Consider the following 26,571-nt stretch of genomic DNA (forward strand, 5'->3'; position numbering starts at 1 on the left):
TTACTGACTTACAATAATGCATTTCTAATAGCAATATTCTTCACTTGAGTAAGCTCTTCTAATGTAACCGATAAGCCTTCACGACCTACCCCGCTCATCTTATAACCACCAAAAGCAGATACATCCGGACGATATAATCCCGTCCCATTAATAGCTACCTGTCCCGTCTTCATCTTGAAAGATGCGTTCATAGCTCTTTGTATATTTTTAGTAAATACCGATCCACTTAGGCCATAGATGGAATTATTGGCTATTTCAATTGCCTCTTCATCACTTTCAAAAGAGATTAATGGCACAACAGGACCAAAGATTTCTAGGTCTCGAGCAACTTCCATATCTTTGGTAACATTAGCTAAAATCGTCGGCATGTAGAAACAATTATCTTCACGTTTTCCCCCATAAATAACCTCAGCCCCTGCATCGACCGTTTGATTTACTTGAGACCATACAGTTTTAGCTGCTTTCTCATTAATTAACGGTCCAACCTTTACATCGGCTTGGAATGGATCGCCTAGTTTATACTCTTGAACCTTTTGTAAGATTAAATCCGTAAAGTCTCCCATTACGTTATTTTGAACAATGATTCGTTTATTCGCACAACAACATTGTCCATTTGCCCACATTCTACCAAATAAAGCGTGATCAACTGCTTCTTCAATGTCAGCATCATCAAATACGACAAGCGCATCATTTCCTCCAAGTTCAAGGAATGTTCTTGATAAGTTCTTTGCAGCATTTTGTGCGACATGAATTCCTGTATTTGTATCTCCTGTCATACTTACAATATCTACTTTAGGACTGCTAGCAAGAATTTCTCCGACAACGGATCCTCTCCCTGTTACAACCTGAATAACACTTTCAGGTACTCCAGCCTCATGCAAAAGTTCGACTAATCTAATAACAGTAAGTGGTGCTTCTGATGCGGGTTTAATAACGACAGCGTTACCTGCAGCGAGGGCCGGGGCCACTTTATGTGTAAATAGATCAATAGGGAAGTTAAATGGTAGAATAGCTCCCATCACACCAATTGGTTCTCTTCTTGTAAAAAAGATATCTTTTTCAAGACCTGCTTGGGCATCTAATGGAGCAGAGATTCCATATAGACTTTTAGACTTTTCTGCAAATCCTTTAAACAACCGGGTACCCGTATCTACTTCAGCCTCAGATTGTGCTAACGGTTTTCCATTTTCTCTTGTTAGAATCTCAGCTAATTCTGCCTTCTTTTCTTGGAGCAAGTTTGCATATCGAACTAAAATGTCATATCTCTCATGCGTTGGTGTGTTTGCCCATACTACTTTACCAGTTTGAGCAACATCTAACGCTTCTTCTACATCTTCTGGAGTTGCCAATGGAATTTGATCAATCACTTCATTTGTGGCTGGATTTTTCACGTCCATATATTCTCCATTACTTGCACCTCTTGCAATACCGTTAATTAATAGTTTTCCTATCTTGAATGTTGTACTCATGTTAAGCCCCTCCCAATTTTGTTTTATTAGAATTCATAATTTTAGCTTGAATCACAACAATTGCTATTAAGAATAAGCCTCGAATTACTGGTTGCCACCATGAATCTAGTGTTCCTTCAAGGTTGATAATATTTAAGACAATACCTAGTAGCATTACACCTATGAATGTCCCTACAACTCCACCTCTACCGCCGATAAGAAGTGTCCCCCCGATTACAACAGCAGCAATGGCATCAAGTTCCCACATTGTTCCTGCTACAGGCTGAGCAACTCCCCCGAGCCGGCCTGCTAAGACAATACCAGCGAAACCGGAAAGAATCCCACTAATGACATAAACTGATACTTTGATTTTATTTACTTTGACACCCATTAATTGGCTGGCACTTTCATTTCCTCCAACTGCATAAACATGTCTACCAAACTGAGTATGTGTAAGGATATACCAAGAGATAAGTATCAAAATTAGAAACAACCATATAGGTACTGGAATTCCAAGTAATAAACCGTTTCCTAAATAATTAAAAAATGGTTCTGCACTATCGGGAACTGAGACGGACCTCTCGTCAGTCATAATATATACAATTCCCCTAATCCCTATCATCATCGCTAGCGTAACGATAAAAGGCTCCAAACCACCTTTTGCGATGATTAATCCATTCACCATTCCTAATGCCCCAGTAATAAGTATTGGTACAATGATTGCTACCAATAAATTCACCGAGGACAGTTGAGCTGCTAGAATACCCCCAAGTGCTATAAAACTCCCTACCGATAGATCGATACCTCTTGTTAAAATTACAAAAGTCATACCAATTGCTACTAAACCTAACATACTATTTTGCTTTAAGACATTCATAACATTTTGATATGTTAAGAAATTATCATAACGAACAGTAGCAAAAATAATCAAAAGTAGGAGAGCGATGAGGGCGCCTTGTTTTTGGATAAAGGTAGCATTAAACTTCATAGGAAAACTCGTATTTTTCATTTTATTTACTACCGTCTTCACTAGATCCGCCTCCTCTTATCTGTTCTTTCGTTGAAAGTAAATTGCGCCAATAATAATTACTGCTTTAATGACTAGAGAATATGTGTACGGAATATTATTCATTATGAATGTTACTGTGATTAATCCCATAAGAATCGCACCGAATACAGTTCCCCAAATATAAGGCCTTCCTCCGGTCATTAAAGTTCCTCCAACCACTACTGCAGCAATTGCATCTAACTCAATTAACTCTCCTATTCTTGTAGCATCTGCTGCCGCTAAGCGGGACGTCTCAATTAAGCCAGCTAACGCAGCTAAAACCGCAGCGATACAATAAACCATAAGCTTAATTCTTTTGACATTAATCCCAGACAGATTGGCGGCGGTTTCATTATCTCCAATTGCTTCTACGTATCTACCAAAAGTAGTATACTTAACCACCAAATATATGGTTAACGCGACAAAGAACAAGATAATTACAGGGAATGGAATACTAGCTATCGAACCTCTGCCTATAAATTCATATGAAGGGTTTGAAAAAGATACTAAGTATCCATCCGTTAGAACTTGAGCAATTCCCCGACCAGCTATCATCATTGCTAACGTCATAATTATAGGCTGCACCCCAATGTAGGAGATAATAGCTCCATTAAATAAACCAAAGAGCATACAAACAAATAGAGTACCTAAAACAAGAATAAAAATATTTGTTTCTAAGAGAAAAGTTGAAGTAACAGCTGCAATCGCCATAATTGCCCCAACTGACAAATCTATACCTCCCGTTGCAATAACCAACGTCATTCCAATTGCAACTAATGCTGTTGTTGAAATAAGAAGTAACAAATTCCATAAGGTTTGGATCGCAAAGAAGTTATTCGTTACAAATATATTAAAAATAACAAGCAATACAATAACAATCGGTAAAACTAATTGTGTGACAGGTATTTCTCTCAATTTATTTGTTTTAGATTCATTAACAACCATATTCGTGTTAGCCATTTGTTAGAGCACCCCCTCGATTTCGTCATTATCGCCTTCGTTAGCAATAACTGACATAATATTATCTTGAGTTCGCTCATCTCCGTTTAACTCTCCTACACGGACACCATCACGTAATACTATAATGCGGTCAGTATTCTGGATTAGTTCGTCAAATTCAGAAGAAATCATTAGTAAACTTAACCCATCTTTTGATAGTTGATCTATTAAGGAATGTATTTCTGATTTGGCTCCAACATCGATTCCTCTTGTAGGCTCATCTAAAATGAGTAATGTAGGATGAAGAGCTAACCATCTAGCTAATAATACTTTTTGTTGATTACCCCCACTTAAATTCTTAATCTTCTGCTCAGGACTTGGGGTTTTAATTCCCATTTTTTTAATATAGAGGTCTACAATTTCATTCTGTTTCTTTCTAGATACAAATCCGAACTTGGATATTTGAGGTAGGCAAGCTAATGTTATATTTTCGCGCACAGACATATTAGGGACAATTCCCTCTGTCTTCCGATTTTCTGTACAAATGGCAATCCCCTTTTGTATCGCCTGCTTAGGAGAAGAAAGATTTATTTCGCCGCCATTAAATTCTAGTTTACCTTCATCTTTACCGTCGATACCTGCGATAACCTTAGCCACTTCAGATCGGCCAGATCCGAGTAAGCCAGCCAGTCCCAATACTTCTCCACGGTGTAAGGTGAAACTAATATCTTGAACCTTTTTCCCTCTTCTAACACCTTCTAACTTTATAACCACATCTTCATTACTTTTATCATTGACTTGCTTCATACCTGATAGAGCTTTTACTTCTGTTTCACTTTTACCAATCATTTGAGCAATTAATTTTTGTTGATTTAATTCTTCAATATCCCATGTTCCGATAAAATCGCCATCACGTAAAACGGTAATTCTATCGCACATTTGGTAGATTTCATCAAGACGATGACTGACAAATACAATTGCAATCCCTTCAGATTGAAGCTGGCGCATTACGCGAAATAACACTTCTACTTCATTATCATCCAATGAAGATGTTGGTTCATCCATAATAACTAATTTCGCTTTCATGGATACAGCTCTAGCAATTGATACCATTTGTTGAATGGCCGTGTTATAATCGCTTACAGCTTTTTTAACATCAATGTCTATTCCCATAGACTTCAATGTTTCTTTTGCTTCCTCATGAGCTTTTTTCCAATCAATGTTTCCCCATTTCGCTTTCGGTTCTCGACCTAACAATACATTCTCAGTAACTGTTAAGTAAGGGATGAGGGAAACTTCTTGATAAATTGTACTAATACCACCCTGTTGAGCTTCGATTGGCGTCTTAAAATCAACCTCATTGTCATCAAAATAGATCGTTCCACCATTCTTTTGATAGACACCAGTCAGGATTTTAATTAAAGTCGACTTACCTGCTCCGTTTTCTCCCATTAGCGCATGGATTTCACCTTTTCTTACTTCAAACGAAACACCTTTTAATGCTCTAACTCCAGGGAAAGTCTTGATAATTCCATCCATTTTCAGTATCGGTTTGTCCGCCATTGTCCTTCTCCCCTTTACTAAAACACTGTTGAACAAGAAGTGCCTGATTTAAAAAGTTAATTCGAAGTAATCAGACACTCTCATTTCAACCATTACTCTAGCTTAGTATGCTTCATCAACAAATTCAGTAGCGTTATTACTATCAAAGAAGCGGTCTTCTAAGATAATCTCTGTATCAACACTTTCACCTGCAATTAATTGTTCAATAACATCAAACACAACTGGTCCAAAGAAAGGCGAACTTTCAACTGTCGCTCCCATATCCCCGTTTATAATAGCTTGAAGTGCATCTTTTGTACCATCAACTGACACAACAATAATATCTTCACCAGGTGTTAATCCGGCAGATTTAATTGCATTAATTGCACCAATTGCCATTTCATCATTATGAGCATAAACAGCATCGATCTCACCGCTGTGGGACTGTAACATGTTTTCCATAACTCTTTGACCTTCAGCACGGGCAAAGTCTCCAGTTTGAGACGCGATAATCTCCATTTCTGGTGCATTCTCATTGATATAATTCTCAAAACCTTCTTTTCTATCAATGGCTACAGATGAACCAGTTGTTCCTGTTAATTCAACGATTTTTCCTTTTCCATCCATCTCTTCAACTAACCACTCCGCTGCACGTTGTCCTTGAAGAACAAAATCAGATCCGATAAATGTAACGAAATCTTCTCCTGCTTCTCCTTTTGCTAACCTATCGACTAAGATAACTGGAATTTCTGCTTCTTTTGCAGATTTTAACGCCGGCCCTAACCCCTCGAACTCACGAGGTGCCAAAATAATATAATTTACTCCTTGAGCAATCATGTCCTCTATATCAGATACTTGTCTAGCAGTATCTCCTTGGGCATCAGTATAAACCATTCCAAAACCACGCTCTTTTGCTTCATTTCTAATACTTTCTGTTTCAGCAATACGCCAAGGGTTGTTATTCTCCATTTGAGACCATCCAACTACGATTTCAGAATTACCTGCCTGATCTGATGATTCAGACGTACCACCTGAAGATTCAGAACTACTTGATTCGCCACCGCAAGCTACTAAGGAAGTTGCAAGAATTGCAAGGAACATACTACTAAGCAATTTTTTCATAATTATTCCCCCAGATATTCTTTTTTAGTTTTCTAGATTAAAAGAAACAACAGCTTTTACTATATTAGCGCCCTCAGATAACTCCTTAAGCAACTGACTTGAATTCTTAATATCAACGACATGTGTTATTATCTTTTCGCAGTCAGGGTGTTCATTAATTAACTTCATTGCAATTTCATAATCAATGTCGGTATACACTCGTGTACCTTTAATTGATAATTCTTTAAAGGTAATATTTTGTAGATCTAAAGGCGTCGGTTTCTTATAAGCGCCAACTAGAACAATTTCTCCTCTAACATGCGTTTTTTCAACTAATTTTTCTGCAACCGTTGGGTGAGCTGCGCAGTCATAAACTAAATCATTTTTAGGTATATCATCTTTTACAGGGTCCAGTGTGTGGAACCCAAGTTCAGTTGAAATGTTTTTTCTATAGCTGTTAGGTTCTACTACGGTAATCTCTTTTGCCCCAAAACACCTTAATACTAGGGCTACACAAAGACCTATAGGACCAGCCCCAAACACAGTAGTAGAGTCACCCGGTTTAAATTTAGATTCCCTGATTGCATGCACAGCTACAGCAAACGGTTCGATTAGAGCTCCTGCTTTAAGCGACATAGAATCTGGTAAAGGGATAACTTTTTCATTAGGAACTGCTACAAATTGAGCCATCCCTCCATCACAATCAATTCCTATCAAATTCAAAGTTTCACAAATATGCGAAAATCCTTCATTACAAGGTTTACAATCTCCACAATATAATAAGGGTAAAACTGTTACACTCTTTCCATCCTCAATAGACGGATGCCCATAAACAAGACCTGAAAATTCGTGCCCCATTATTAAAGGAGCATGAGCTCGGGGATGGCCACCGCCATATATGTTTAAGTCTGTTCCACATATCCCACAATATGCTACTTTAATTAGACTACAACCTTCTGGCGGTTCCGGATATCTTACTTGTTGAACATCAATTTGTTTAGGACCATTGTAGACAGCCGCTGTCATGAACTTAGACATGGGAACCACCTACCGAGATTGGATTATTTACAGGGTAACGCACCTTTTTATTACAAAGATACGTTAACACCTCTTCAGCTGCCTTTCTTTTTAGATCATAGGAAGCTTCTTCTGAGTACCATGCTGAATGAGGAGTTAAAATTACTTGATCAAAGTCAAATAATTTATAGTCCTCAGGTGGAGGTTCCGTCTCTAATACATCTAAAGCAGCACCTGCTATTTCATTATTTTCTAATGCTTCAATTAAATCGGTTTCACTAATAAGTGGACCTCTTGAAGTATTAATGATAATCGAGCTTGATTTCATTAATTTAAAAAGACGTTTATTAAATAAATGATGTGTTTCTTCATTAAGTGGTAAGTGGATAGAAATCACATCTGAGACTTGACACAGTTCTTCAAGTGTAGTTTGATAGAATTGGGTTGTATTATTTTTGTCGTAGCCAATGACATTCCAACCCATTGCTGATGCTTTTTTTGCAAACGCTGTACCAATTCGTCCAAGTCCAACAACTCCTATTGTTAACTTGTTTAAACGACGGATTGGGGCAGCAATTTGAAAATCCCAATGATTTCTCTTTACCGCGTTTGATAATAAATTAATCTTCCTAGTAAGGTTAAATGCTAGTGCCATTGCATGATCAGATACTTCTTCGACGCCGTAATCAGGTACGTTACAAACCTGAATCCCAAGCTCAGCAGCAGCATCAATATCTACGTTGTCAAAACCAACACCATAGCGCGATATAACTTTTAAATTTGGAAGTGATTCCAATACCTTTCGAGTTAGTGGTGCGTATTGATTAATTAGCCCTTCTGCATTTTGACACTTGTTAATTAAATCTGTTTCGGATAGGCATTGTTCAAGTTCCAAATCATAATCGCTTCCTAGCATCACCTCCAATTCAGGATTGATGTCTGGATGATCACAATCTGTAATCACAATCTTTTTTTTGCTCTCCACTACTAATCAGCCCTCTCAGTTTTTTAGCTTAATACATTCCCTCCATCAACGTTTACTGTTTGCCCAGTCATATAATCAGCATCTGAACTAGCTAGAAATGCTACAACTTTTGCTACATCTTCTGGTTGTTCAATTCGACCAAGCGGAATAGATTCCACTACTCGACGCTTCGGCTCACCTACAGGTAAGTTTTGAATTTCAGCAAACCTTTTATCTACCTCTACCCAGAATGGCGTATCTACAACTCCTGGAGCGACAGCGTTTACATTAATATTGTCACGAGCTAAAGCAAGAGCGGCAGACTGAGTAATACTAATAACAGCAGCTTTACTCATGCAATATGAAAGGGCATAGGGCTCTCCTCGACGACCAGCTTGTGATGCTAGATTGACAATCTTACCTGAGCCTTGTTTCACCATTTGCTCAGCGACCGCTTTCATAAAGAAAAATACACCTTTAACATTTACTTCATACTGTAAATCTAGTTCCTTTTCCTCAATATCGAAGAATGGATTAAACGCTCCTACCCCTGCATTATTTACTAAGATATCAATTCTACCCATTTCACGAACGGAAGCGTTTACAACTTCTTTAACAATATTTTCATTTCGAACGTCCACTTGTACTGCATATGCTCTTTGTCCAAGCTCTTCTACTTCTTGTTTCACATTTTCAGCGTTTTCTAGATTTAAATCGGCGATAATTACATCAGCACCATCTTCAGCTAATTTAAGAGTGATAGCTCGACCAATCCCTTGACCTCCACCTGTTACTAACGCTATTTTTCCACTTAATCTTTTTGTCATTACTTTCCTCTCCCTTTTGGTTATTAATTTATATAAATAAACAAGTTATAAAAACTTGTTTATTTAGTAACAACTTCATACATCTAATCCAATTTTAAAGACTCTTTCTCATTGCAGGAACATATCCTAACCTTCTAGAGATAAAATTACTTGCCTCGAGTAATTGTTCAGTTATTTTATTTTTATTTTGTATCATTCTTTCTGTTGGTCCAGCTACACTTATTCCCGCAACGGCTTTACCTGTGTAACTGTAAATAGGGGCAGCAAAACAAGTTAGGCCTATTTCCACTTCCTCATCATCCATCGCATATCCCAGTTCACGGATCTTGCTTAATTCTTCAAAAAACCTTTGTCTATCGACAATCGTTTTCTCAGTGAATTTTTCCATACCTTTTTCGTTCAGTATTTGATCTACTTCTTCTAAATGCAAACTCGACATCATTGCTTTGCCAAGTGCAGTGCAGTGAACAGGTTTGCGTGTACCTAATTGAGAATTGGTTATTACTGCACGCTGTCCTTCTACTTTATATACATAAACAATTTCACCTTCGTCATACACGGCTAAAAAGGAAGTTTCAGATAGATCAGCAGCCAATTGTTTGATGTAGGCCGAAGCAATATCCACTAAGTTCCAATTTTTCAAACCTGACATTCCAACCTCAATAGCTTTTAATCCAATATCATACTTTTCGATTGTATCATCTTGTACTACAAAACCTCTGGATTTCAATGTATCTAATAAACGATGTGTTGTACTTTTCGCAAGGGATAACTCATTAGCAATTTCATTCACCCCTACTGGTCCCGTTTTTGAAGAGATATACTCGAGAATAGTCAGTGCTCTTTCAACTGCCGAATTGGTTTTTTGATTATTGGAACTTATACCCATCATTCCCACCCCCTTTTATTATAATGGAATGTTGTTCCGTTAATTAGATAATAATTCCATTAACTTTTAAAGTCAATTGTTTTTTTGATAATTTATATTTTTTTAAAAGTTCGCTTTATATTGCTTTATCAGATCCCAATCAAATTCTACCCCAGTACCTGGAGTTTCTGGAGCTATAGCCCGACCATTTTCAATAACCAGTGGTCGTTTTGTATACTTATCAATCGGAAAACTGTGAACTTCTAAATATGATTGATGTTGCATAGCAGACATTAAACTAACATGGAGCTCTTGCATTCCATGAGTACAAACCTGCAGATTATGGACATAAGCTAGGTTTGCAATTTTTAACCAACCTGTGATTCCCCCTATATTGGATGCATCAGGCTGGACAAAGTCAATATTTCCTCTTTCAATCATATTTTTAAATTCATAAACAGTATGAAAGTTCTCCCCTGCAGCTATCGCGAGACCTCCTTCACTAGAAATACGCCGATATCCATCGTAATCATCCGGAATTGTAGGCTCTTCCAACCACAATACGTTATATTTTTTCAGTTGTTTGGCTGCTTTAATAGCGTTCTCAATAGACCATTTCATATTCGCATCTACCATAAATACAGTGTCTGGACCAATTAATTCACGTACCGCTGCAACTCTATCCATGTCTTCCTCAAGAGTCTCTTGTCCGAGCTTAATTTTTACAGCTTTAAAACCAGAATCAAGATATCGTTGAATATTATTAAGAAGCTTCTCTTTTGAGAAATTCAAGTCAATTGCACCAGCATAACACTTTGTACTGTTTTTAAATCCACCAAGGAGTTTATACAAAGGTTCATTTGCTTTCCTAGCTCGGATATCCCAAAGGGCAATATCAATAGCTGAAATTGCAAAAGAAGCAATTCCTCCTCTTCCTACATAATGAATTTTCCAAATCATTTCTTCCCACAGCTTTTCAATACATGAAGCATCTTTCCCTATAAGAAAAGGTTTCAAGTCATGCTCTATCATTGTACAGATTGAACGGCCGCCAACACCGCCTGTATATGTATAGCCAACACCAAAGGATCCGTCTTCGAGCTTAATTGTTACAATAGGTAATTCAAAATGGGTATGAATCCCATGCTTTGCATCCCCTAATTCTTCTTCCAATGGAATTAAGTAATACTCTGTAATTACATCAACAATTTTAGACATAATCAATTTCCCCCTCGTTTTAATTGGAGTAATTTCATTTTAAAATAACGAAAACTATTCCCACAAAAATAAAATTAGTAACCACAAACGGAACGCCGTTCCCTTTTATATTAAATCCATAGTTTTGATTAGTCAACATTTTTCGAAATATTATTTACATTCTATCTTTTTGATTTTTTCCGATTGACAACGCTTTCTTATTGTTATTATTATTAATTAATGGAATGTTGTTCCAATAACCTTAAACGTGTTTAATATATTGACCCATCGTTCCAGATATTAAAAATTAGAGGTGAATAAAATGAACATTACTAAGTTGGAAACGATTAAGTTACAGTTCTCTCCTAAAAACCCTCCTAGAGATGGACTCTCAAGTATTAAAAATAGGGATGTTTTCCTAATCCGTATTCACACCGATCAAGGTATTAGTGGAATTGGAGAAGCATTTGCATTAGGATCAGCTCATTCACTTCAACAGATTATAGACGAAATCCTTTCCCCGTTATTGATTGGTGAGGATCCAACATCTATAGAATATTTATGGGATAAAATGTATAAATTAACATTTCGTGTAGGACGTCGTGGAATAGTGTTGGCAGCAATGAGTGCAATTGATATTGCACTTTGGGATTTAATGGGGAAACTAACAAACATGCCGGTTTATAAACTACTTGGTGGATATACAAATAAAGTTAACGCTTATGCAAGTGGGGGCTATTATTTAAAAGGGAAAACAGTAGCAGACTTAGTTACTGAAGCTATTAATTATAAAAAAATGGGCTTTAAAGCTATGAAAATGAAAATAGGCGGTGCTTCTCTAAGTGAGGATATCGAACGAATTTCTGCAGTAAAAGACATACTAGGAAAGGATGTACGTTTAGCCATTGATGCTAACAACTCTTACAACATTAATGAAGCACTTCGTTTATGTAAACAAATTGAGGACTTAGATATAATGTTTTTTGAAGAGCCGATTTCTTCAGACTTTATAGACAATAGTAGTTATTTAGTAAATATGACATCGATTCCAATTGCCGGATATGAAACAGATTATACCAGGTACAGCTTTAAAAATATAATAGATAAACAGGCAGTGAATATCGTCCAGACTGACGTCATTTGGGCCGGTGGGATTTCCGAATGTAAAAAAATTGCTACATTAGCTGCTACATCTGGGTTAAAAGTTATTCCCCATTTTTCTGCTGGTGCAGTTTCCCTAGCTGCAAATCTACATTTCAGCTTGTCTCTTTCTAACTGTGACTGGTTTGAGTATACACTAGACGAAAATCCTTTAAGAGATGAATTATCACTTACACCTCATTCGTTAAAAGAAGGCGTCCTTTATGTTAATGACCTTCCAGGTTTAGGTATTGAATTGAATGAGGATATTGTAAATAAGTATCGTATTTAATTAAATTGCTTTGATTATCTAAGAAAAAAATAACCTTAGACTAAAGTGATCTCCTCATTTTTTATATTAGCTTTTCAATTATTTTATTTTAGATTTAGTCAATATAAGAGTTCCTCCCCAGTGAACTCCTGGGGATAGGAACAAAAAACTACTTAGTAACAAGCTCTAAAATCTGATCATATGTATCCATAAATAGCGTCAGATTCGGGTCTTCTCCTTTTCTTTTTGGGACGTTAAAGTCAGATAATACAAAATAATGCTTTGGCGCAACATCATGTCTAGCTAGCGAACTTTTGCAACAAGATAGGGGACATCCATCAATGGCGATTATTTCTCGTCCTGACTTTGCCGTTTTTACAAGTGGTTTAACATCGCCGCCAACACCAGCAATGCAAGACATTTCCGCTACTTTTTCACGATCCATTTTTACCGCAATCATGTTTGCTGTTTGTGCGGCTGAAGAACAACCTGAGCATGAGTAGACAATTGGTAAATTTGTTTTTTTCATTATTGACTCCTCCTAACAACCATTTTCAAAAAATTCAAATTTCATAAGTTATCCCTCACTTTAATTTATTTGCTTTTTTTCATCTATGAGTAATGTCACATTGGATATAAAAAAAGAATAAAGAGACAGGAAAAATTCCTGCCTCCAAAATTTCATTTAATATACATCACGCTGATAACGTTTTTCTTTTTGCATCTCAGTCACATATTCTTCCGCTGCTTCACGGCTCATGCCGCCCTCTTTTTCAACAATATCAATTAGTGCGTTATGAACGTCTTTGGCCATGTACTGCTTATCTCCACACACATAAAAGAATGCACCTGCTTCTAACCATTCAAACAACTCTTTGCTATTTTCAAGCATTTTATGCTGGACATACACCTTCTTATCGGTATCACGGGAGAACGCGGCATCTAGCTTGGTTAGTGCTCCATCTTGTTTATATTTTTCAAGTTCATCTTGGTATAGGAAATCAGTCGCCTCGTGTTGGTCACCGAAAAATAACCAAGTCTTACCCTCTCCCCCCGTTACTGCACGCTCTTCGATGAAAGAACGGAATGGGGCAATTCCTGTTCCTGGACCAACCATAATAATATCTGTGTCTGTTGATTCTGGTAAGTAGAAATGTTTGTTTTGCTGAATAAATACTGGAAGTGTATCTCCTTCGCCAACACGTTCTGCACACTGGACAGAACAAACTCCTTTTCGTTCGCGTCCGTGAGCTTCGTATCGAACTGCACCAATTGTTAAATGAACTTCATCTGGATGAGCTGTTAAGCTACTAGCAATTGAATACAGACGTGGGGGCATTTTTCTTAAAAGGGAAACAATATCTTGAGTTGACGCATCCCATGGTCCAAATTCACGTAATAGATCGATCAAGTCACGTCCATCCATATATTCTTTTAGTTGATCTTTATTCTCCGGCAGAATTAACTTTTGAATGTCCTCATTTTCTGTGAATTGTGCTGCTTGCTGCACAATCTTCTTGTTTAATAATGTAATTTCAAAATAAGTGCTCAACGCCTCACCTAGTGGTAGTGTTTCACCCTTTTTATTAATCGTTACACTTTCCTTTGCATCCCAATTCATTTCAGTAAGTAGTGTTTTTACCAATTCAGGGTCGTTCTCTGGGAAAACTCCAAGGCAATCCCCAGGTACATAGGAAAGACCTGAATCTTTTAAAGATAATTCAATGTGCCGTGTTTCTTTTTTAGAGCCAGGTTTATTCAAATTATACGTTTTAAGAATTTCCGCTTGAAACGGATTCGTTCTCGAATATGTAACTGTAACCGCTCTCTGCACTTTAGGCTGTTCTGTACTTTTCACGTTATTGTTTTGCACAATTTACACCTCACTAAGTAAGTAGTTTGACCTCTTACAATTCATTTTATTATGTAAGTACTTCTTTATAAATACAATATTTCCTCTATAATATACAGTTTTTAATTTTTATGAATATTTTAGAGTCTTTCATCCTAACTGTAATGCGAATCAAGCAAAACCCTCAAGTAATTTGCTCAAAATCTTATCCCCCTTTAAAATCTCATACTTGCTGGAATGGCGTCTACAAGTTAAACTATATTTTGCTTTTAAAAAGTACGACACAATTTTTTTGCCAAAGGGGGCATGAAGAACGATGAATGTGATTCAAGTATCAAATTTACGAAAAGAATTTAAATCTTATTCTAGCCGTTCTGGTTTATCTGGAGCATTCCGTGACCTGTTCACGAGAAATTATAAAGTACTTGCGGCTGTTGATAATATTTCGTTGACGGTGAAACAAGGGGAAATGGTCGGCTACATTGGCGAGAATGGAGCTGGCAAATCGACGACAATCAAAATGTTAACAGGGATCTTAACGCCAACTGACGGATCTATTGTCGTAAATGGGATGAACCCACATAAAGAACGTGAACAATTTGTTCGCACGATTGGTGTGGTTTTTGGTCAACGTTCTCAGTTATGGTGGGATATCGCCGTACAGGAGTCATTTAGATTATTAAAGAAAGTGTACCGAGTGTCAGATGAAGATTATAACACTCATATGGGCCAAGTAATTGAGACTTTAGAAATCGGTCCTTTATTAGATAAACCGGTACGAAAACTTTCATTAGGTCAGCGTATGCGTTGTGAATTAGCGGCAGCTCTTATTCATAATCCTCCTCTCCTCTTTTTGGACGAGCCAACAATTGGCCTAGATGTGTTAGTAAAATTAAAAATTAGAAAGTTCTTAAAAGAGATTAATGAACAGTATAAAACAACCATCATCCTTACAACACACGATATTACAGATATCGAAGCTCTTTGCGAACGGGTCGTCTTATTAGATGAAGGAAAAATCGTCTATGATGGAAAACTGAATCAACTCCAAACAAATGCAGTCGAAGGAAAACAAGTTGAGTTTGAATTTTTAACAGAGGTTCTTTCTGCGACACTCCCTTCTTCACCACAGGTACATTGGCAACAAAAAGATGCAACGACTTGGCTTTGTGCTGTAAATGGAGATGAGCAAGCGGTCTCTGAACTAATTAGTAAAGTCGTGCAAATCAACCCGATCAAAAATGTTCGAATTAATGAAATCTCAACAGAAGAGATTATTCGAAAGATTTATGAAGAAGGAATGGCTATCTCATGAGTCAATATATAGAAATGATTCGAGTTCGTTTTCTAATGATGCTCGCTTATCGAACGAACTATTATAGCGGAATATTAATCTATAGCATTAACATTGGTGCCTATTACTTTTTATGGTCAGCAATTTATGGAGGACAAGAAGAAATTCAAGGGTTATCGGTTCTGCAAATGACAACGTATGTCGCTGTTGCGTGGATGGCTAGAGCCTTCTACTTTAATAATATTGACCGGGAAATTGCCAATGAGATTAAAGATGGAAAAGTAGCGATTGAGATGATTCGTCCTTATAATTATTTGGGTATGAAAACAATGCAAGGACTCGGGGAAGGCTTATTTAGACTCTTGTTCTTTTCCGTGCCGGGTATGGTTATCGTTGCTCTCGTCTTCCCGATTAGTTTTTCTGCTAGTTTTTTAACATGGGTATTTTTCTTTATCTCACTAATCTTTAGTTTCATTGTAAATACACAAATTAACTTACTTACAGGAATTATGACATTTTTCTTATTTAATAACTCAGGGTTAATTCGAGCCAAACGAGTCGTCATTGATTTGTTTTCAGGCCTATTGTTACCAATCTCTTTTTACCCGCTTTGGGCGCAATCTGTCATGATGTATTTGCCTTTTCAAGCAATCAGCTATATTCCTAGTATGATTTTCACAGAAGGATTCATAGGAAGTGAGATTTATACAGCTGTTTTGTTACAAGCATTTTGGGCACTTATTCTATTCATTCCAATTCAACTGTTATGGGCACTAGCAAAAAAACAGTTGATTGTTCAAGGAGGCTAATAAATGTTTTACATCTCTATATTCTTTCAATATGCCTCTCAATATTTAAAAACAAGATTAACGTATCGTGTAGATACGGTAGTTGAAATTATGTCTGACTTATTATTTCAAGCAGTAAATCTAGTTTTTATTTTAGTAGTGTTCGGACATACGACACTGCTTAGCGGATGGAACCGTGAAGAAATTATCTTTATCTATGGGTTTTTCCTAGTTCCTTACGCGATCTTTTCATCCTTCTTTAACATCTGGGATTTTAATGAGCGCTATATCGTGAAAGGAGAAATGGACCGTGTCTTAACTAGACCGATTCATAGCCTATTTCAAATTATAATGGAGAGAATGGAGCTAGAGTCATTATTCGGCGTTGTTACAGGCCTAGCAATTATGTACTATGCAGGCTTAAACTTAGGATTAACGTTTGCTTGGTATGATATCTTCATTTTTATCGCCATGGTTTTAGGCGGGGCCTTTATTTATGCTGGCATTTTTATTTCTCTTGCTAGCATTGGCTTCTGGTCGGATAGTCGCACGGACATTATGCCGATGATGTATAACATTGGAAACTACGGCAGATACCCAGTCGACATTTACCATAACGTGATTCGCTTTGTTTTAACATGGATCTTGCCGTTTGCTTTTGTCGGTGTCTATCCCGCTGCTTATTTCCTTCAAAGAGAAGAATGGTATGTGTATGCATTTTTAACACCGGTGATGGGGATTGTGTTTTTATCAATTGCGGTAATTTTATGGAATGCGGGAGTGAAGAAATACCGCGGGGCTGGGAACTAGTTTTAGGCTTTACTTGAAATAACCTCTCCTTAATCTGAATACCTTAAAATGGGTTCCTGTCCTTAGCATTTCAAAAGCTAAAGGACAGGGACCCTATCAATCTACATTACTACTCACCCAATTAACCATATTCTCAAAAGCCAAATGCCCAACTACATCATACCCATTTCCTTCTCCTCTTGGCCTAACGACAACAGTTCCCATATTAGGCAAAGAATTCAAACCAACACCCGAAGGAAAACTATGCGCAATAATAACTTTATTATTCCCTAGCGTCGGTTCAACTTCTAAATAAGATTGGAGGTTGGTTAAGATTCTTCTTTGTTCCGTTGGGCTCAAATTTCCGTTTAAGCGATAAATATCGATCAAAAAAGGGTCAATTTGAACATAATCTCCTCCAAACGCCCAGTCAGCTGTTTCTCTCGTTCTACAGAAAGGACTGGCAACAACCGGGTACATGACTGGAATACGAGCTCGACGAATGGCTTCTCCATATGTCGCCGCTTGACTTCTTCCAAAATCAGAAAGGTTCCTTTGGGTTGTGCAATCCTGAAGGGAAAGATTTGGTTGGTCAGCTCCTACGTTTGCTTCTGCGTGTCTTGCGTATAGAATATATCCTCCTCCTTGTAGCAATTCCAATAATGATTGTTGGACTGGAACAGCTTGTGTATAACGACTAATGTATGGCAAATGCGACCAATACGGAACCGTGTCCCCTTCGTGATAATAATTTATTGGCCTTAGTTGTCCAAGAGGTTCTAACTGCCTTAATTCCTTTGATTCGGTTACATCATGGTTCATTATTGTTATTCTCTCCTTGCTGTTGGTAAGACTAGACGTTTTTATATAAAACACCATAATAATGTATTCCATCTGTCTAGAAATGGTGTGTGGTAACCTGTATGACAAAAAAGAGTGCCTGTAAAAAGTCACTCTAACATTCAAAATTTATATTTATGAAAAAGAACCTGCTATTATCAGCAGGTTCCAAAAAAATACATATTATAGTTTTAAAAAGTATGAGCTACATCTTTTGCTCGTGCAATCGCATTTTCCTTAATCTCTTGAGCTTTATCAGGCATGGCATTATGACCTTCCACAAACAACCCTTCAAAGGAAGGAACCCCAAAGAATTGCATAATGATTGACAGGTAACGATGCCCCATTTCCATTTGAGCTGCAGGCCCTTCTGAATAAACCCCGCCGCGCGCTTGAATATGCAACGCTTTTTTATCCGTCAATAGCCCAACTGGACCTTCCTCTGTATACTTGAATGTTTTGCCAGCAACAGCAACAGAATCAATATACGCTTTTAACACCGGCGGGAATGAGAAGTTCCATAAAGGTGATACAAAAATGTATTTATCTGCCGCAATGAACTGCTCACATAATTCAGAAAGTCGCCCCACTTTTGCTTTTTCATCAGATGAAAGCTCATCGAACCCCTGTCCAGACCGAAGCTTTCCCCACCCACTAAAAACATCAACATCTATATGAGGAATGTCTTCTATGTACAGATCTACATTTTCTACTTCATGGTCAGGGTTTACTTCCCTATATGTGTCAATAAAAGCTTTTCCTACTGCCATACTAAAGGATTGCGTGTCATCATGTGGGTGTGCTGTAATATATAATACCTTTGTCATGTTTAGTTCAACCTCTCTAAATGATTTGCATTTTAGTTTTTGCAAAAATCATCAATCCATTCGGACAGCAGACTAAGAAAAAGATGCCTCAAGCTAAAAGACATCCTTTCTACACCCTACTCATTATTCTCATTTTCATAAGGATTCCCAGAAATATTTACTCTCATCTCATCAGTCAGCTGGAATGGTTCACTTATTGCTTCAGTCGTTCCTGTTTCGTTCTTTTGAATACTTCCATCATAATGCAGCGGCTTATTTTCCATATGTCAGTTCACCTCCATTTGCTGTTAATGTATACATTTAGTTTGTTCATTATAGGTATAAAAAATGCCCCCTGTGCCAATTCAAGAGGCCACTGAAAAAGGTCAAAACCGTACCTTTTTCAGTGGCCTTCCAATTCAACACAGGGGGCTGCTAAATCCTTAATGATTTAATTTCACAACTGTTTTTTTCACTTCAAGATAGCTTAATGCATAAGCACTAAGGCCTCCCATCAAAAAGGCAAGTACACTTATAAACAATAAAAAGCTATCTCCTGCCATTCCAGGATAAATCACAACAATCGAACCAATAATAAACCCAATCATAAGCGCATAAGTACCAGTTCGATACTTTTTAAATAAAAAAGTAATTAAACGACTAGTAATGACTAGTCCAATCGCAATCCCAGATCCAACTGTAATTATGACTGGAATATTGAATGTAGATAACGCATTGACCACCGTTGGGTACACACCGAAAAGCAAAAATACAAACGATCCGCTCACACCAGGTAAAATCATAGCGGAGCTAGCAATCCAGCCAGCAAAGAACAACAATGCATAATCAGTCCAAACTAAATGAGTCATCACTGTCGCGAGCTCACTATCTTTCACAAAAAATGTCGCACCGACGATAACAGCACCAACTGCAAGCAACACATAATGAACAGGTGCAAAGCTATTTTTATAATCAATATCTTTTAGCAACGTAGGAATAATCCCAATAATCAATCCTAAGAAGAAGAAGAATGTCGGTTGAGGATATTCAGCTAAAAGCCATTCAACTAAATGGCTAATCGTTAATAACGCAATAACAATTCCAAGCCCAAGAGGCATCAAAAACATAAGGTGTTTCTTCCAATCCTTTGAAAACAGGCCGTTAATCGCAGCGATTAACGATTGATAAATTCCAAGGACTAAAGCAATCGTTCCCCCACTTACTCCAGGAATTAAATCACTCACACCCATCGTCATACCTTTAAATATATTTTTCCATTGAAACAAAGCTTTCTTCTCCTTTATTTTAAAATAAGATTGGTTTTGATTCCATCATACAAAAAAGAGTTCAATACCAAGTCAATATGTTCATGACTTTGTAAAACAACTTTCTATAATTATAGTTGTAAAAGACTAATGAGATTATCATAAATGGATTCGACAAATAATACAACCAATTTATTGCATTCGCTACGGCTCTTACAACAAATTACGAAAAATGTATGAATTTGTTTTAGTGACATTTTCAAGACGATGTGTTTTACTCACCATAACTCGATTTATACATTGAACACTTTTAATATATTACTACGAGGTAACATCATGGCTCTAGCCCAACTAAACTCTTAGTCTGGCATTTCAACTTCCAAACAAGCATTCACTCGATTATTACTCCTATTCCTTGGTCATCAACTCACCGGCCCATAAGGTTGCATAAAGGTCCTGCCCCAGTTGTTCTTTGCATTACTGAAGCAGGACCTTTTTATTTTTAGTACAACTTCCCTTGACGATACAACACCGTACTCAATTTCATAACGGAATATATATAACAATTCTGACGTAATGGGAAGGGATCTCCAAAATATTGTGGAAGAATCGCATCCATAGTTGCTTTCATCTTATCAACTAACAGTTTAAAAACTTCTTCCTCATTATAAAATTGTGTTTCACGGCCTTGAAGCCATTCAAAATAAGAAACGATTACCCCGCCTGCATTTGCAAGAATATCAGGAATGATAATGACACCTTTTTCACTTAAATATTGATCTGCTTTACCTGACACTGGAGCATTAGCACCTTCTACAATAAATTTCGCTTTAATGTTCTTCATGTTATCTTCATAAATTTGATCTTGTAACGCGGCTAAAATTAATACATCTACATCAAGCTCTAACACTTGATCTCGCTCATGAATCACCGCTTTAATTCCAGCCTGAGATAATTGCTCATCTGATGTCGGAAGGTCCCCTTTATTTTTTTCAGTAACATTAATTAAAGCAGGGATGTCTAAGCCATCAGAATTATAAAGCATGACATTTCGATCACTAACTGCAACCACTTTATTTTGCAAAAGTGAGCATTGATAAGCTTCAAGAGCTGCAACGGAACCGACATTCCCAAAACCTTGAACAGCACAAGTCATCGGTTTATCCGTATAACCTAATAATGTCTTTGCAAATTTGTTCCCCGTATTTGTTAAAAAGGTCTGTTGCTCTTTTAAGAAATCATGGAGCATATAGCGAAACGAAAAGTACACACCTTTTCCTGTTGCTTCCCTTCGCCCTAATGAGCCGCCATTTATTATACTTTTCCCTGTGAAACTTCCTCTGTATGGTTCACCTGGGCGAATGCTTTTATATTCAGCCATCATCCAATCCATTTCACGATCACCGGAACCCATATCTGGTGCAGGAATATCTTTGTCCGGACCTAAAATATCACTAAAATAATGAACGTACTTTTGACAAATTAAGTTAATTTCTTTTGCGGAGTGGTCTCTTGGTGTCAAGACAACACCGCCTTTCCCACCTCCGAAAGGGACGTCATGAAGAGCATTTTTCAGTGTCATTAAGGCAGCAAGGTTTATTACTTCTTCCTCTTTTACCGTTTCATGAAAACGAATCCCTCCTTTATATGGACCAAGCGTGTTATTATGCTGAACACGAAAAGCAGGAATTCGTACAATCTTCCCATTGTCTAGAGCAATTCGTAAAAAAGCTTTATGTACTTTGTTAGGGGTTGAAAGAATGGACGCTAATGAGGCAAAAGCTTGTTCTCTTGTTTTATCTTTTAATTCAGGTAAAAAGCTAGAATCCTTTAGCAATGCGTCTAATGATTCTTGAACAATCGAACCAGTTTGGCTAGCCATAAAAGTAAAACCCTCCATTATTCTACTTATTTATTACTATTACTTTACCCGCAATTTAACAAAACAAACCAAATTATGGAGCTGAGTGTTAAAGTTATAACCAATGGTTGGTCTTATTGAATATTACTTCCCTTCCCCTTCTGCTTCCCATATAGAAATTTCCTCTCGAACTATTGGGGCTACCTCTTTTCCCAACAGTTCAATCGCTCTCATCACATCATCATGTGGCATGGATCCAACAGGCACATGCAACATGAAGCGTGTAATTCCTACATTTTTACGAAGGTGAATTATTTTTTCCGCGACCGTTTTGGAGTCTCCTACATACAACGCTCCCTCAAAGCTACGAGCGGCATCGAAACTGGATCGGTCATAATGGCCCCAGCCACGCTCTTTACCTAATTTGTTCATGACATGCTGTGTTGATGGGAAAAATTTATTTGCTGCCACTTCTGTCTCTTCAGCAATAAAGCCGTGAGAATGTGAAGCAACAGGCAGCTTCGAGACATCATGACCTGCTTTAGCAGCTGCCCTTTTATAAAGACGTACAAGAGGTTCAAACTGGGTTGGCCGTCCGCCAATGATAGCTAAGACTAGCGGCAGTCCGAGGAGCCCCGCACGAACGACGGATTCTGAATTGCCACCACTGCCAATCCAAACAGGTAAAGGATCTTGCACTGGTCGAGGGTATACTCCTAGATTATTAATCGCTGGACGATGCCCACCTCTCCACGTCACTTTTTCTGATTCGCGAATTTTTAATAGCAACTCCAATTTCTCGTTAAAAAGCTCATCATAATCTTTTAACTCGTACCCAAATAACGGAAACGATTCAATAAACGAGCCTCTTCCTGCCATGATCTCTGCACGGCCATTAGAGATTGCATCAAGCGTCGCAAACTCCTGAAACACTCGTACTGGATCGGCCGAAGAAAGCACTGTGACCGCACTTGTTAGTCTTATTCGTTTCGTCTGCGCGGCTGCTCCTGCAAGAACTACAGCTGGAGAAGATGCGGCAAAGTCTTCGCGATGATGCTCACCGACACCAAAGACATCTAGACCGACTTGATCGGCTAATATAATTTCCTCAACTACTTCACGTATTCTCTTCGCATGGCTTACCACTTTTCCGGTTTCTACATCGGGTGTGGTCTCTACAAATGTACTAACACCAATTTCCATAAAAGCCTCCTTAATTATTTGCCATCCACTACTTCTTTAAAAATCTCATAAGAACGTTTTTGCTTATCTCGATCGTAAATATAGGACACAGCCATTAATTCATTAACGTTATACTTCTCTTGGAAATCGGTTAATTGTTGTTTAATCGATTCTTTGCTACCCATGAATGTTACACTCGACATCGACATAGCGATTTCTTTTTCTTGTGGACTCCAAATCGAATCCATGTCTTCCACTGGTGGACTTAACGGTGTTTGAGAATTACGTACAACATTTAGGAAAAATTGCTTCATCGTTGTTGATTCATATTGGGCCTCTTCATCACTTTCAGCAGCAATTACGTTTAAACAAACCATCATATATGGAGCATCCAAATATTCGGATGGCTCAAATCGACTGCGATAAATCGAGATTGCTTCCTCCATATGTCTTGGAGCGAAGTGGGAAGCAAATGCATAAGGCAAGCCTAATTTCGCCGCTAAGTAAGCTGAATCTGTCGATGATCCAAGGATATAAATCGGTACATTCGTGCCAACTCCAGGATAGGCTTTGACGTAACTTTGACGTTCCTCAGGTCCAAAATAAGTAATCAGTGCATTCACATCATCAGGAAACGTATAGACTGTATCGTTTTTTGATCGTCGAAGAGCATTTGCTGTCATCATGTCTGTTCCAGGAGCGCGTCCAAGTCCAAGATCAATTCTCTCAGGGTACATCGTTGCCATCGTTCCAAATTGCTCAGCAACTACTAATGGAGAATGGTTCGGCAGCATAATTCCACCCGAACCTACCTTAATCTTCTTTGTATGCTCTAACGTATGTTTAATTAAAATTGGTGTTGCTGAACTAACAAGGGTCGGCATATTATGGTGTTCCGCTATCCAATAACGACTATATCCCATTTCTTCTGTCACTTGGGCTAAATCGACCATCGAATCAATCGCTTCTTTTGCAGTCTGTCCTTTCCGAATGGGAGCTAAATTTAAAACAGATACAGGTATTTGTATATTTGACATGTAATTTATCCTTTCTTGCTGAAGTTACAAACCTATAGTAACAATTTCTAAATACGAAACAAAATAATTTGCTTATTTTGTTAAAGTAAGCAAATCCACCTAAATTTTTCATCATTTCCTCACTTTATGTTGTCTATGTTTTTAAAAATACACGACAATGATTGCTTAATTTGCTCATGATTGTTTTAATCAAATTACGTAGATAAATTGTAACCTTGAGGTGACGTTTATGGCTTTGCTTTATATTATTATAATCGTGGCATTTATCGATACTTTTTCACAGCTACCGATTATTGCTCCCTTTGCTATAAGTTTGGGAGCTACACCTATGTTAGTCGGCATTATTATTGGTCTCTATTCTTTTTCAAATATTATTGGAAATATTGTATCCGGGTACTGGATCGATCGAAGTGGACCTAAAATAGTTTTATGTGTGGGAATGATCTTCGTTGGAATCGTGCTGTTCTTCTATTCTATTGTGACAACACCGCAACAGTTAGTCTACGTTCGTTTTTTTCATGGGCTAGCCGGGGGGTTGATCGTCCCTGCAGCATTTACGTATTTAGGTTCGAGAAAAACGTCTGAGTCAAAAGGCCGGATTATGGCTTTTTCTGGAGCTTCTGTTGGAATTGCCGCTATTGCAGGCCCGGCACTTGGGGCGATTATTAGTGGAAGATTCGGGTATGATTATTTATTTTTCATGCTTACCGTTCTTATGATAGGATGTGCGGTACTTGCTATCTTTTTTGTAAAAGAGCTTCAAGTTATCAGCTCTAAGGCAGCGTCTCCTCAGATAACTTCTCTTAAGCTGACAAAACCGATGCTTTTTTCATACACATCAATCTTTTTATTAATGTTCACATTAGGAATTCTCACATTCGCTTTGCCGTTAAAAGTAGAAGAACTGCAACTAAGCGCCGAATTAACCGGCCCATTATTAAGTGTATTTGGACTGGTAGCTATCCTTATCTTTGTTCTTCCAACGAACGTACTTTTTGATAAATGGAATAACGTCCATCTAATGACTATTGGGCTAGTAATAATATGTGGGGCTTTAGTGAGCTTATCTCTCTCTGCTTCCTTTATTCATTTGCTGCTTGCAATGATGATTTATGGAGGTGGTTTTGCTTTTATTTTCCCATCGACTAGCGCGACGGTTGTCGAGCACTCCGGAGAAGCAAAACGCGGTAAAGCATTTGGCCTGTTTTACGCATGTTTTTCTTTTGGTGTTATTACTGGGTCATTTTTTGCTGGAGCTTTAGCTGTATCACCTTCTTTTTTGTTTTTAATTGGCGCCTTATGTTTGTTGCTGATTGTTATACTTTTGTATCTTTTTAGTTGGAAACCTGTTATTTGAGGAAAAGTAACTGAAAAAGTGCTATGGAAATGAGGTCCATAGCACTTTTAGTTATATCCATCGTTGAGGATACGTCCTGCTTTCAAACAACACGCTTTTGAATACGAGTTCTCTACATATCATTACTTTGAATTTATTTGTATGTCCAAGCTTTGCTTCTCATCATTACTCAGTAATTGCTCTGCCATCGGAAACAAAATTTCTTCTTCCTTCATAAAATGGCCTTGTAATATATGAAATGCTTCATTATAAAGTTGAGTCATTTGAATGAGCTCGTTAATGGTTACTTCTGCTTCTAACTGAGATGTTTTTTCTAGAAACGTTCGTAAATTACTTTTTGCTTGATCATGCTCATATTCCATTACAGCAATAGGGCCTACATCTTTCCCCGTGTATTTGGCCACCATGGGAAATAACACTCCCTCTTCTTTTTCAGAGTGGGGATCCAACTGACTAACAAACTGAACGATTCCATCTCGTAAATTTTCCAACTGCTCCTTCATCTTTTCACTATCTTTTTCCTCTTCTATTGAAACCGATAAATTGTACAAAAACTCCATTTGCTCGCGTAATGGTTTATGTTCTTCTTTCAATGTTCTAAGTGGGCGACACAATTCGATTGAAGCGTTACCTGCTAATCCACAAATATGTTCCATATGAATACCTCCTTTTTTATAAGGGTATCAGAGAAACTTTGTGGAGGTTGTGATGACGGTCACACTTAACTTAATACCCCCTCCCACACAAAAAGCATGCGCCCTTCCCCCAAGGCGCATGCTCCTACATTTAAACTCACAAATATATATAAACCAATTCTTCTTCGACGTCTACCTTATACTTCTTCACACAACCTACATCTGGTGCTTGCACTTGCCCATCATTCACGTTAATTTTCCAATCGTGTAGGGGGCAAAACACATGCTCACCGCTGACGATTCCTTCCGATAGCGGCCCTCCTTTGTGAGGACAGCTATTTTGAATCGCTTTTACAGACCCATCTCTTTGTTTAAAAAGCGCAATCTCTTCTCCATCTACATTTACCCTTTGCCCGATTCCAACCGTTAAATCTGACAGTGCAGCCACTTCTATCTTTTTTATTGTATCTATTTTACTCATCGTCTCCCCCTAGTATTAAAAA

General features: G+C 37.7%; 26 protein-coding genes. 5 read left to right on the top strand and 21 right to left on the bottom strand.

Annotated elements, in window-relative coordinates; translation table 11 throughout:
- Positions 1–8 precede the first annotated feature (8 nt).
- From MF646_RS01390 to MF646_RS01435, 10 genes are all read right to left on the bottom strand, one after another.
- Positions 9–1,469 (bottom strand): aldehyde dehydrogenase family protein, encoded by a 1,461-nt coding sequence (locus MF646_RS01390; protein ID WP_250094690.1) that lies wholly within the window; start codon positions 1,467–1,469, stop codon positions 9–11.
- 1 nt (position 1,470) lies between these two features.
- On the bottom strand, positions 1,471–2,478 hold the full coding sequence (locus MF646_RS01395) for an ABC transporter permease (RefSeq protein ID WP_250094691.1): 1,008 nt from the start codon (positions 2,476–2,478) through the stop codon (positions 1,471–1,473).
- 15 nt (positions 2,479–2,493) lie between these two features.
- Positions 2,494–3,456 (bottom strand): ABC transporter permease, encoded by a 963-nt coding sequence (locus MF646_RS01400; RefSeq protein ID WP_250094692.1) that lies wholly within the window; start codon positions 3,454–3,456, stop codon positions 2,494–2,496.
- A gap of 3 nt (positions 3,457–3,459) precedes the next feature.
- Positions 3,460–4,998: a sugar ABC transporter ATP-binding protein gene (locus MF646_RS01405; RefSeq protein ID WP_250094693.1), complete on the bottom strand. Its 1,539-nt coding sequence runs from the start codon at positions 4,996–4,998 to the stop codon at positions 3,460–3,462.
- 102 nt (positions 4,999–5,100) lie between these two features.
- The gene (locus MF646_RS01410; protein ID WP_250094694.1) at positions 5,101–6,099 is read right to left on the bottom strand and encodes an ABC transporter substrate-binding protein; all 999 of its coding nucleotides are present in this window, start codon (positions 6,097–6,099) and stop codon (positions 5,101–5,103) included.
- A 24-nt stretch (positions 6,100–6,123) separates the two neighbouring features.
- A complete protein-coding gene (locus MF646_RS01415; protein ID WP_250094695.1) occupies positions 6,124–7,116 on the bottom strand; it encodes a zinc-dependent alcohol dehydrogenase in 993 nt (330 codons plus the stop codon).
- Positions 7,109–8,080 (bottom strand): C-terminal binding protein, encoded by a 972-nt coding sequence (locus MF646_RS01420; protein WP_250094696.1) that lies wholly within the window; start codon positions 8,078–8,080, stop codon positions 7,109–7,111. The genes MF646_RS01415 and MF646_RS01420 overlap by 8 nt, the downstream gene beginning before the upstream one ends.
- 23 nt (positions 8,081–8,103) lie before the next feature.
- Entirely contained in the window at positions 8,104–8,886 is a 783-nt protein-coding gene (locus tag MF646_RS01425) for a glucose 1-dehydrogenase (RefSeq protein WP_250094697.1), read from the bottom strand.
- 94 nt (positions 8,887–8,980) lie between these two features.
- Entirely contained in the window at positions 8,981–9,775 is a 795-nt protein-coding gene (locus tag MF646_RS01430) for an IclR family transcriptional regulator (protein ID WP_250094698.1), read from the bottom strand.
- 102 nt (positions 9,776–9,877) lie between these two features.
- A complete protein-coding gene (locus MF646_RS01435) occupies positions 9,878–10,972 on the bottom strand; it encodes a mandelate racemase/muconate lactonizing enzyme family protein (RefSeq protein ID WP_275980163.1) in 1,095 nt (364 codons plus the stop codon).
- A gap of 301 nt (positions 10,973–11,273) precedes the next feature.
- On the opposite strand from MF646_RS01435, the gene MF646_RS01440 reads away from it, so the two are divergent.
- Positions 11,274–12,383 (top strand): mandelate racemase/muconate lactonizing enzyme family protein, encoded by a 1,110-nt coding sequence (locus MF646_RS01440; protein WP_250094699.1) that lies wholly within the window; start codon positions 11,274–11,276, stop codon positions 12,381–12,383.
- 148 nt (positions 12,384–12,531) lie between these two features.
- Here the strand turns inward: MF646_RS01440 and MF646_RS01445 are convergent, their stop codons facing one another.
- Together MF646_RS01445 and MF646_RS01450 are read right to left on the bottom strand one after the other, a co-directional pair.
- On the bottom strand, positions 12,532–12,891 hold the full coding sequence (locus MF646_RS01445; protein ID WP_250094700.1) for a putative zinc-binding protein: 360 nt from the start codon (positions 12,889–12,891) through the stop codon (positions 12,532–12,534).
- A gap of 156 nt (positions 12,892–13,047) precedes the next feature.
- On the bottom strand, positions 13,048–14,235 hold the full coding sequence (locus MF646_RS01450; protein WP_250094701.1) for a sulfite reductase subunit alpha: 1,188 nt from the start codon (positions 14,233–14,235) through the stop codon (positions 13,048–13,050).
- A 295-nt stretch (positions 14,236–14,530) separates the two neighbouring features.
- Here MF646_RS01450 and MF646_RS01455 point away from each other — a divergent pair, with 295 nt between their 5' ends.
- The 3 genes from MF646_RS01455 to MF646_RS01465 are packed head-to-tail and all read left to right on the top strand — an operon-like array spanning position 14,531 to position 17,106.
- A complete protein-coding gene (locus tag MF646_RS01455; RefSeq protein ID WP_250094702.1) occupies positions 14,531–15,529 on the top strand; it encodes an ABC transporter ATP-binding protein in 999 nt (332 codons plus the stop codon).
- The gene (locus tag MF646_RS01460; protein ID WP_250094703.1) at positions 15,526–16,317 is read left to right on the top strand and encodes an ABC transporter permease; all 792 of its coding nucleotides are present in this window, start codon (positions 15,526–15,528) and stop codon (positions 16,315–16,317) included. Before MF646_RS01455 ends, MF646_RS01460 begins: the two co-directional genes overlap by 4 nt.
- Before the next feature lie 3 nt (positions 16,318–16,320).
- Entirely contained in the window at positions 16,321–17,106 is a 786-nt protein-coding gene (locus MF646_RS01465) for an ABC transporter permease (RefSeq protein WP_250094704.1), read from the top strand.
- Positions 17,107–17,202: 96 nt separating this feature from the next.
- On the opposite strand, the gene MF646_RS01470 is transcribed toward MF646_RS01465, so the two are convergent.
- From MF646_RS01470 to MF646_RS01500, 7 genes are all read right to left on the bottom strand, one after another.
- A complete protein-coding gene (locus MF646_RS01470; RefSeq protein WP_250094705.1) occupies positions 17,203–17,907 on the bottom strand; it encodes a histidine phosphatase family protein in 705 nt (234 codons plus the stop codon).
- Between the two features lie 209 nt (positions 17,908–18,116).
- The gene (locus MF646_RS01475; RefSeq protein WP_250094706.1) at positions 18,117–18,752 is read right to left on the bottom strand and encodes an FMN-dependent NADH-azoreductase; all 636 of its coding nucleotides are present in this window, start codon (positions 18,750–18,752) and stop codon (positions 18,117–18,119) included.
- A 116-nt stretch (positions 18,753–18,868) separates the two neighbouring features.
- Entirely contained in the window at positions 18,869–19,015 is a 147-nt protein-coding gene (locus MF646_RS01480; RefSeq protein ID WP_250094707.1) for a hypothetical protein, read from the bottom strand.
- Between the two features lie 159 nt (positions 19,016–19,174).
- On the bottom strand, positions 19,175–20,017 hold the full coding sequence (locus MF646_RS01485; RefSeq protein WP_250094708.1) for a DUF368 domain-containing protein: 843 nt from the start codon (positions 20,015–20,017) through the stop codon (positions 19,175–19,177).
- Positions 20,018–20,498: 481 nt separating this feature from the next.
- Positions 20,499–21,878, bottom strand: a complete 1,380-nt coding sequence (locus MF646_RS01490; RefSeq protein ID WP_250094709.1) for a Glu/Leu/Phe/Val family dehydrogenase — start codon at positions 21,876–21,878, stop codon at positions 20,499–20,501.
- Positions 21,879–22,001: 123 nt separating this feature from the next.
- Positions 22,002–23,060 carry an LLM class flavin-dependent oxidoreductase gene (locus MF646_RS01495; protein WP_250094710.1) on the bottom strand — a complete coding sequence of 353 codons (1,059 nt, stop codon included), beginning with the start codon at positions 23,058–23,060 and terminating at the stop codon, positions 22,002–22,004.
- A 14-nt stretch (positions 23,061–23,074) separates the two neighbouring features.
- Positions 23,075–24,076 carry an LLM class flavin-dependent oxidoreductase gene (locus tag MF646_RS01500; protein WP_250094711.1) on the bottom strand — a complete coding sequence of 334 codons (1,002 nt, stop codon included), beginning with the start codon at positions 24,074–24,076 and terminating at the stop codon, positions 23,075–23,077.
- A 229-nt stretch (positions 24,077–24,305) separates the two neighbouring features.
- On the opposite strand from MF646_RS01500, the gene MF646_RS01505 reads away from it, so the two are divergent.
- Complete coding sequence (locus MF646_RS01505; protein ID WP_250094712.1) at positions 24,306–25,433, top strand: MFS transporter; 1,128 nt, start codon at positions 24,306–24,308, stop codon at positions 25,431–25,433.
- 122 nt (positions 25,434–25,555) lie between these two features.
- Here the strand turns inward: MF646_RS01505 and MF646_RS01510 are convergent, their stop codons facing one another.
- Positions 25,556–26,089 (bottom strand): hemerythrin domain-containing protein, encoded by a 534-nt coding sequence (locus MF646_RS01510; protein ID WP_250094713.1) that lies wholly within the window; start codon positions 26,087–26,089, stop codon positions 25,556–25,558.
- A 136-nt stretch (positions 26,090–26,225) separates the two neighbouring features.
- The gene (gene nirD / locus MF646_RS01515) at positions 26,226–26,549 is read right to left on the bottom strand and encodes a nitrite reductase small subunit NirD (RefSeq protein ID WP_250094714.1); all 324 of its coding nucleotides are present in this window, start codon (positions 26,547–26,549) and stop codon (positions 26,226–26,228) included.
- Positions 26,550–26,571 lie beyond the last annotated feature (22 nt).

The sequence above is a fragment of the Halalkalibacter alkaliphilus genome, from assembly GCF_023555415.1.
Lineage (GTDB): Bacteria > Bacillota > Bacilli > Bacillales > Bacillaceae_D > Halalkalibacter > Halalkalibacter alkaliphilus.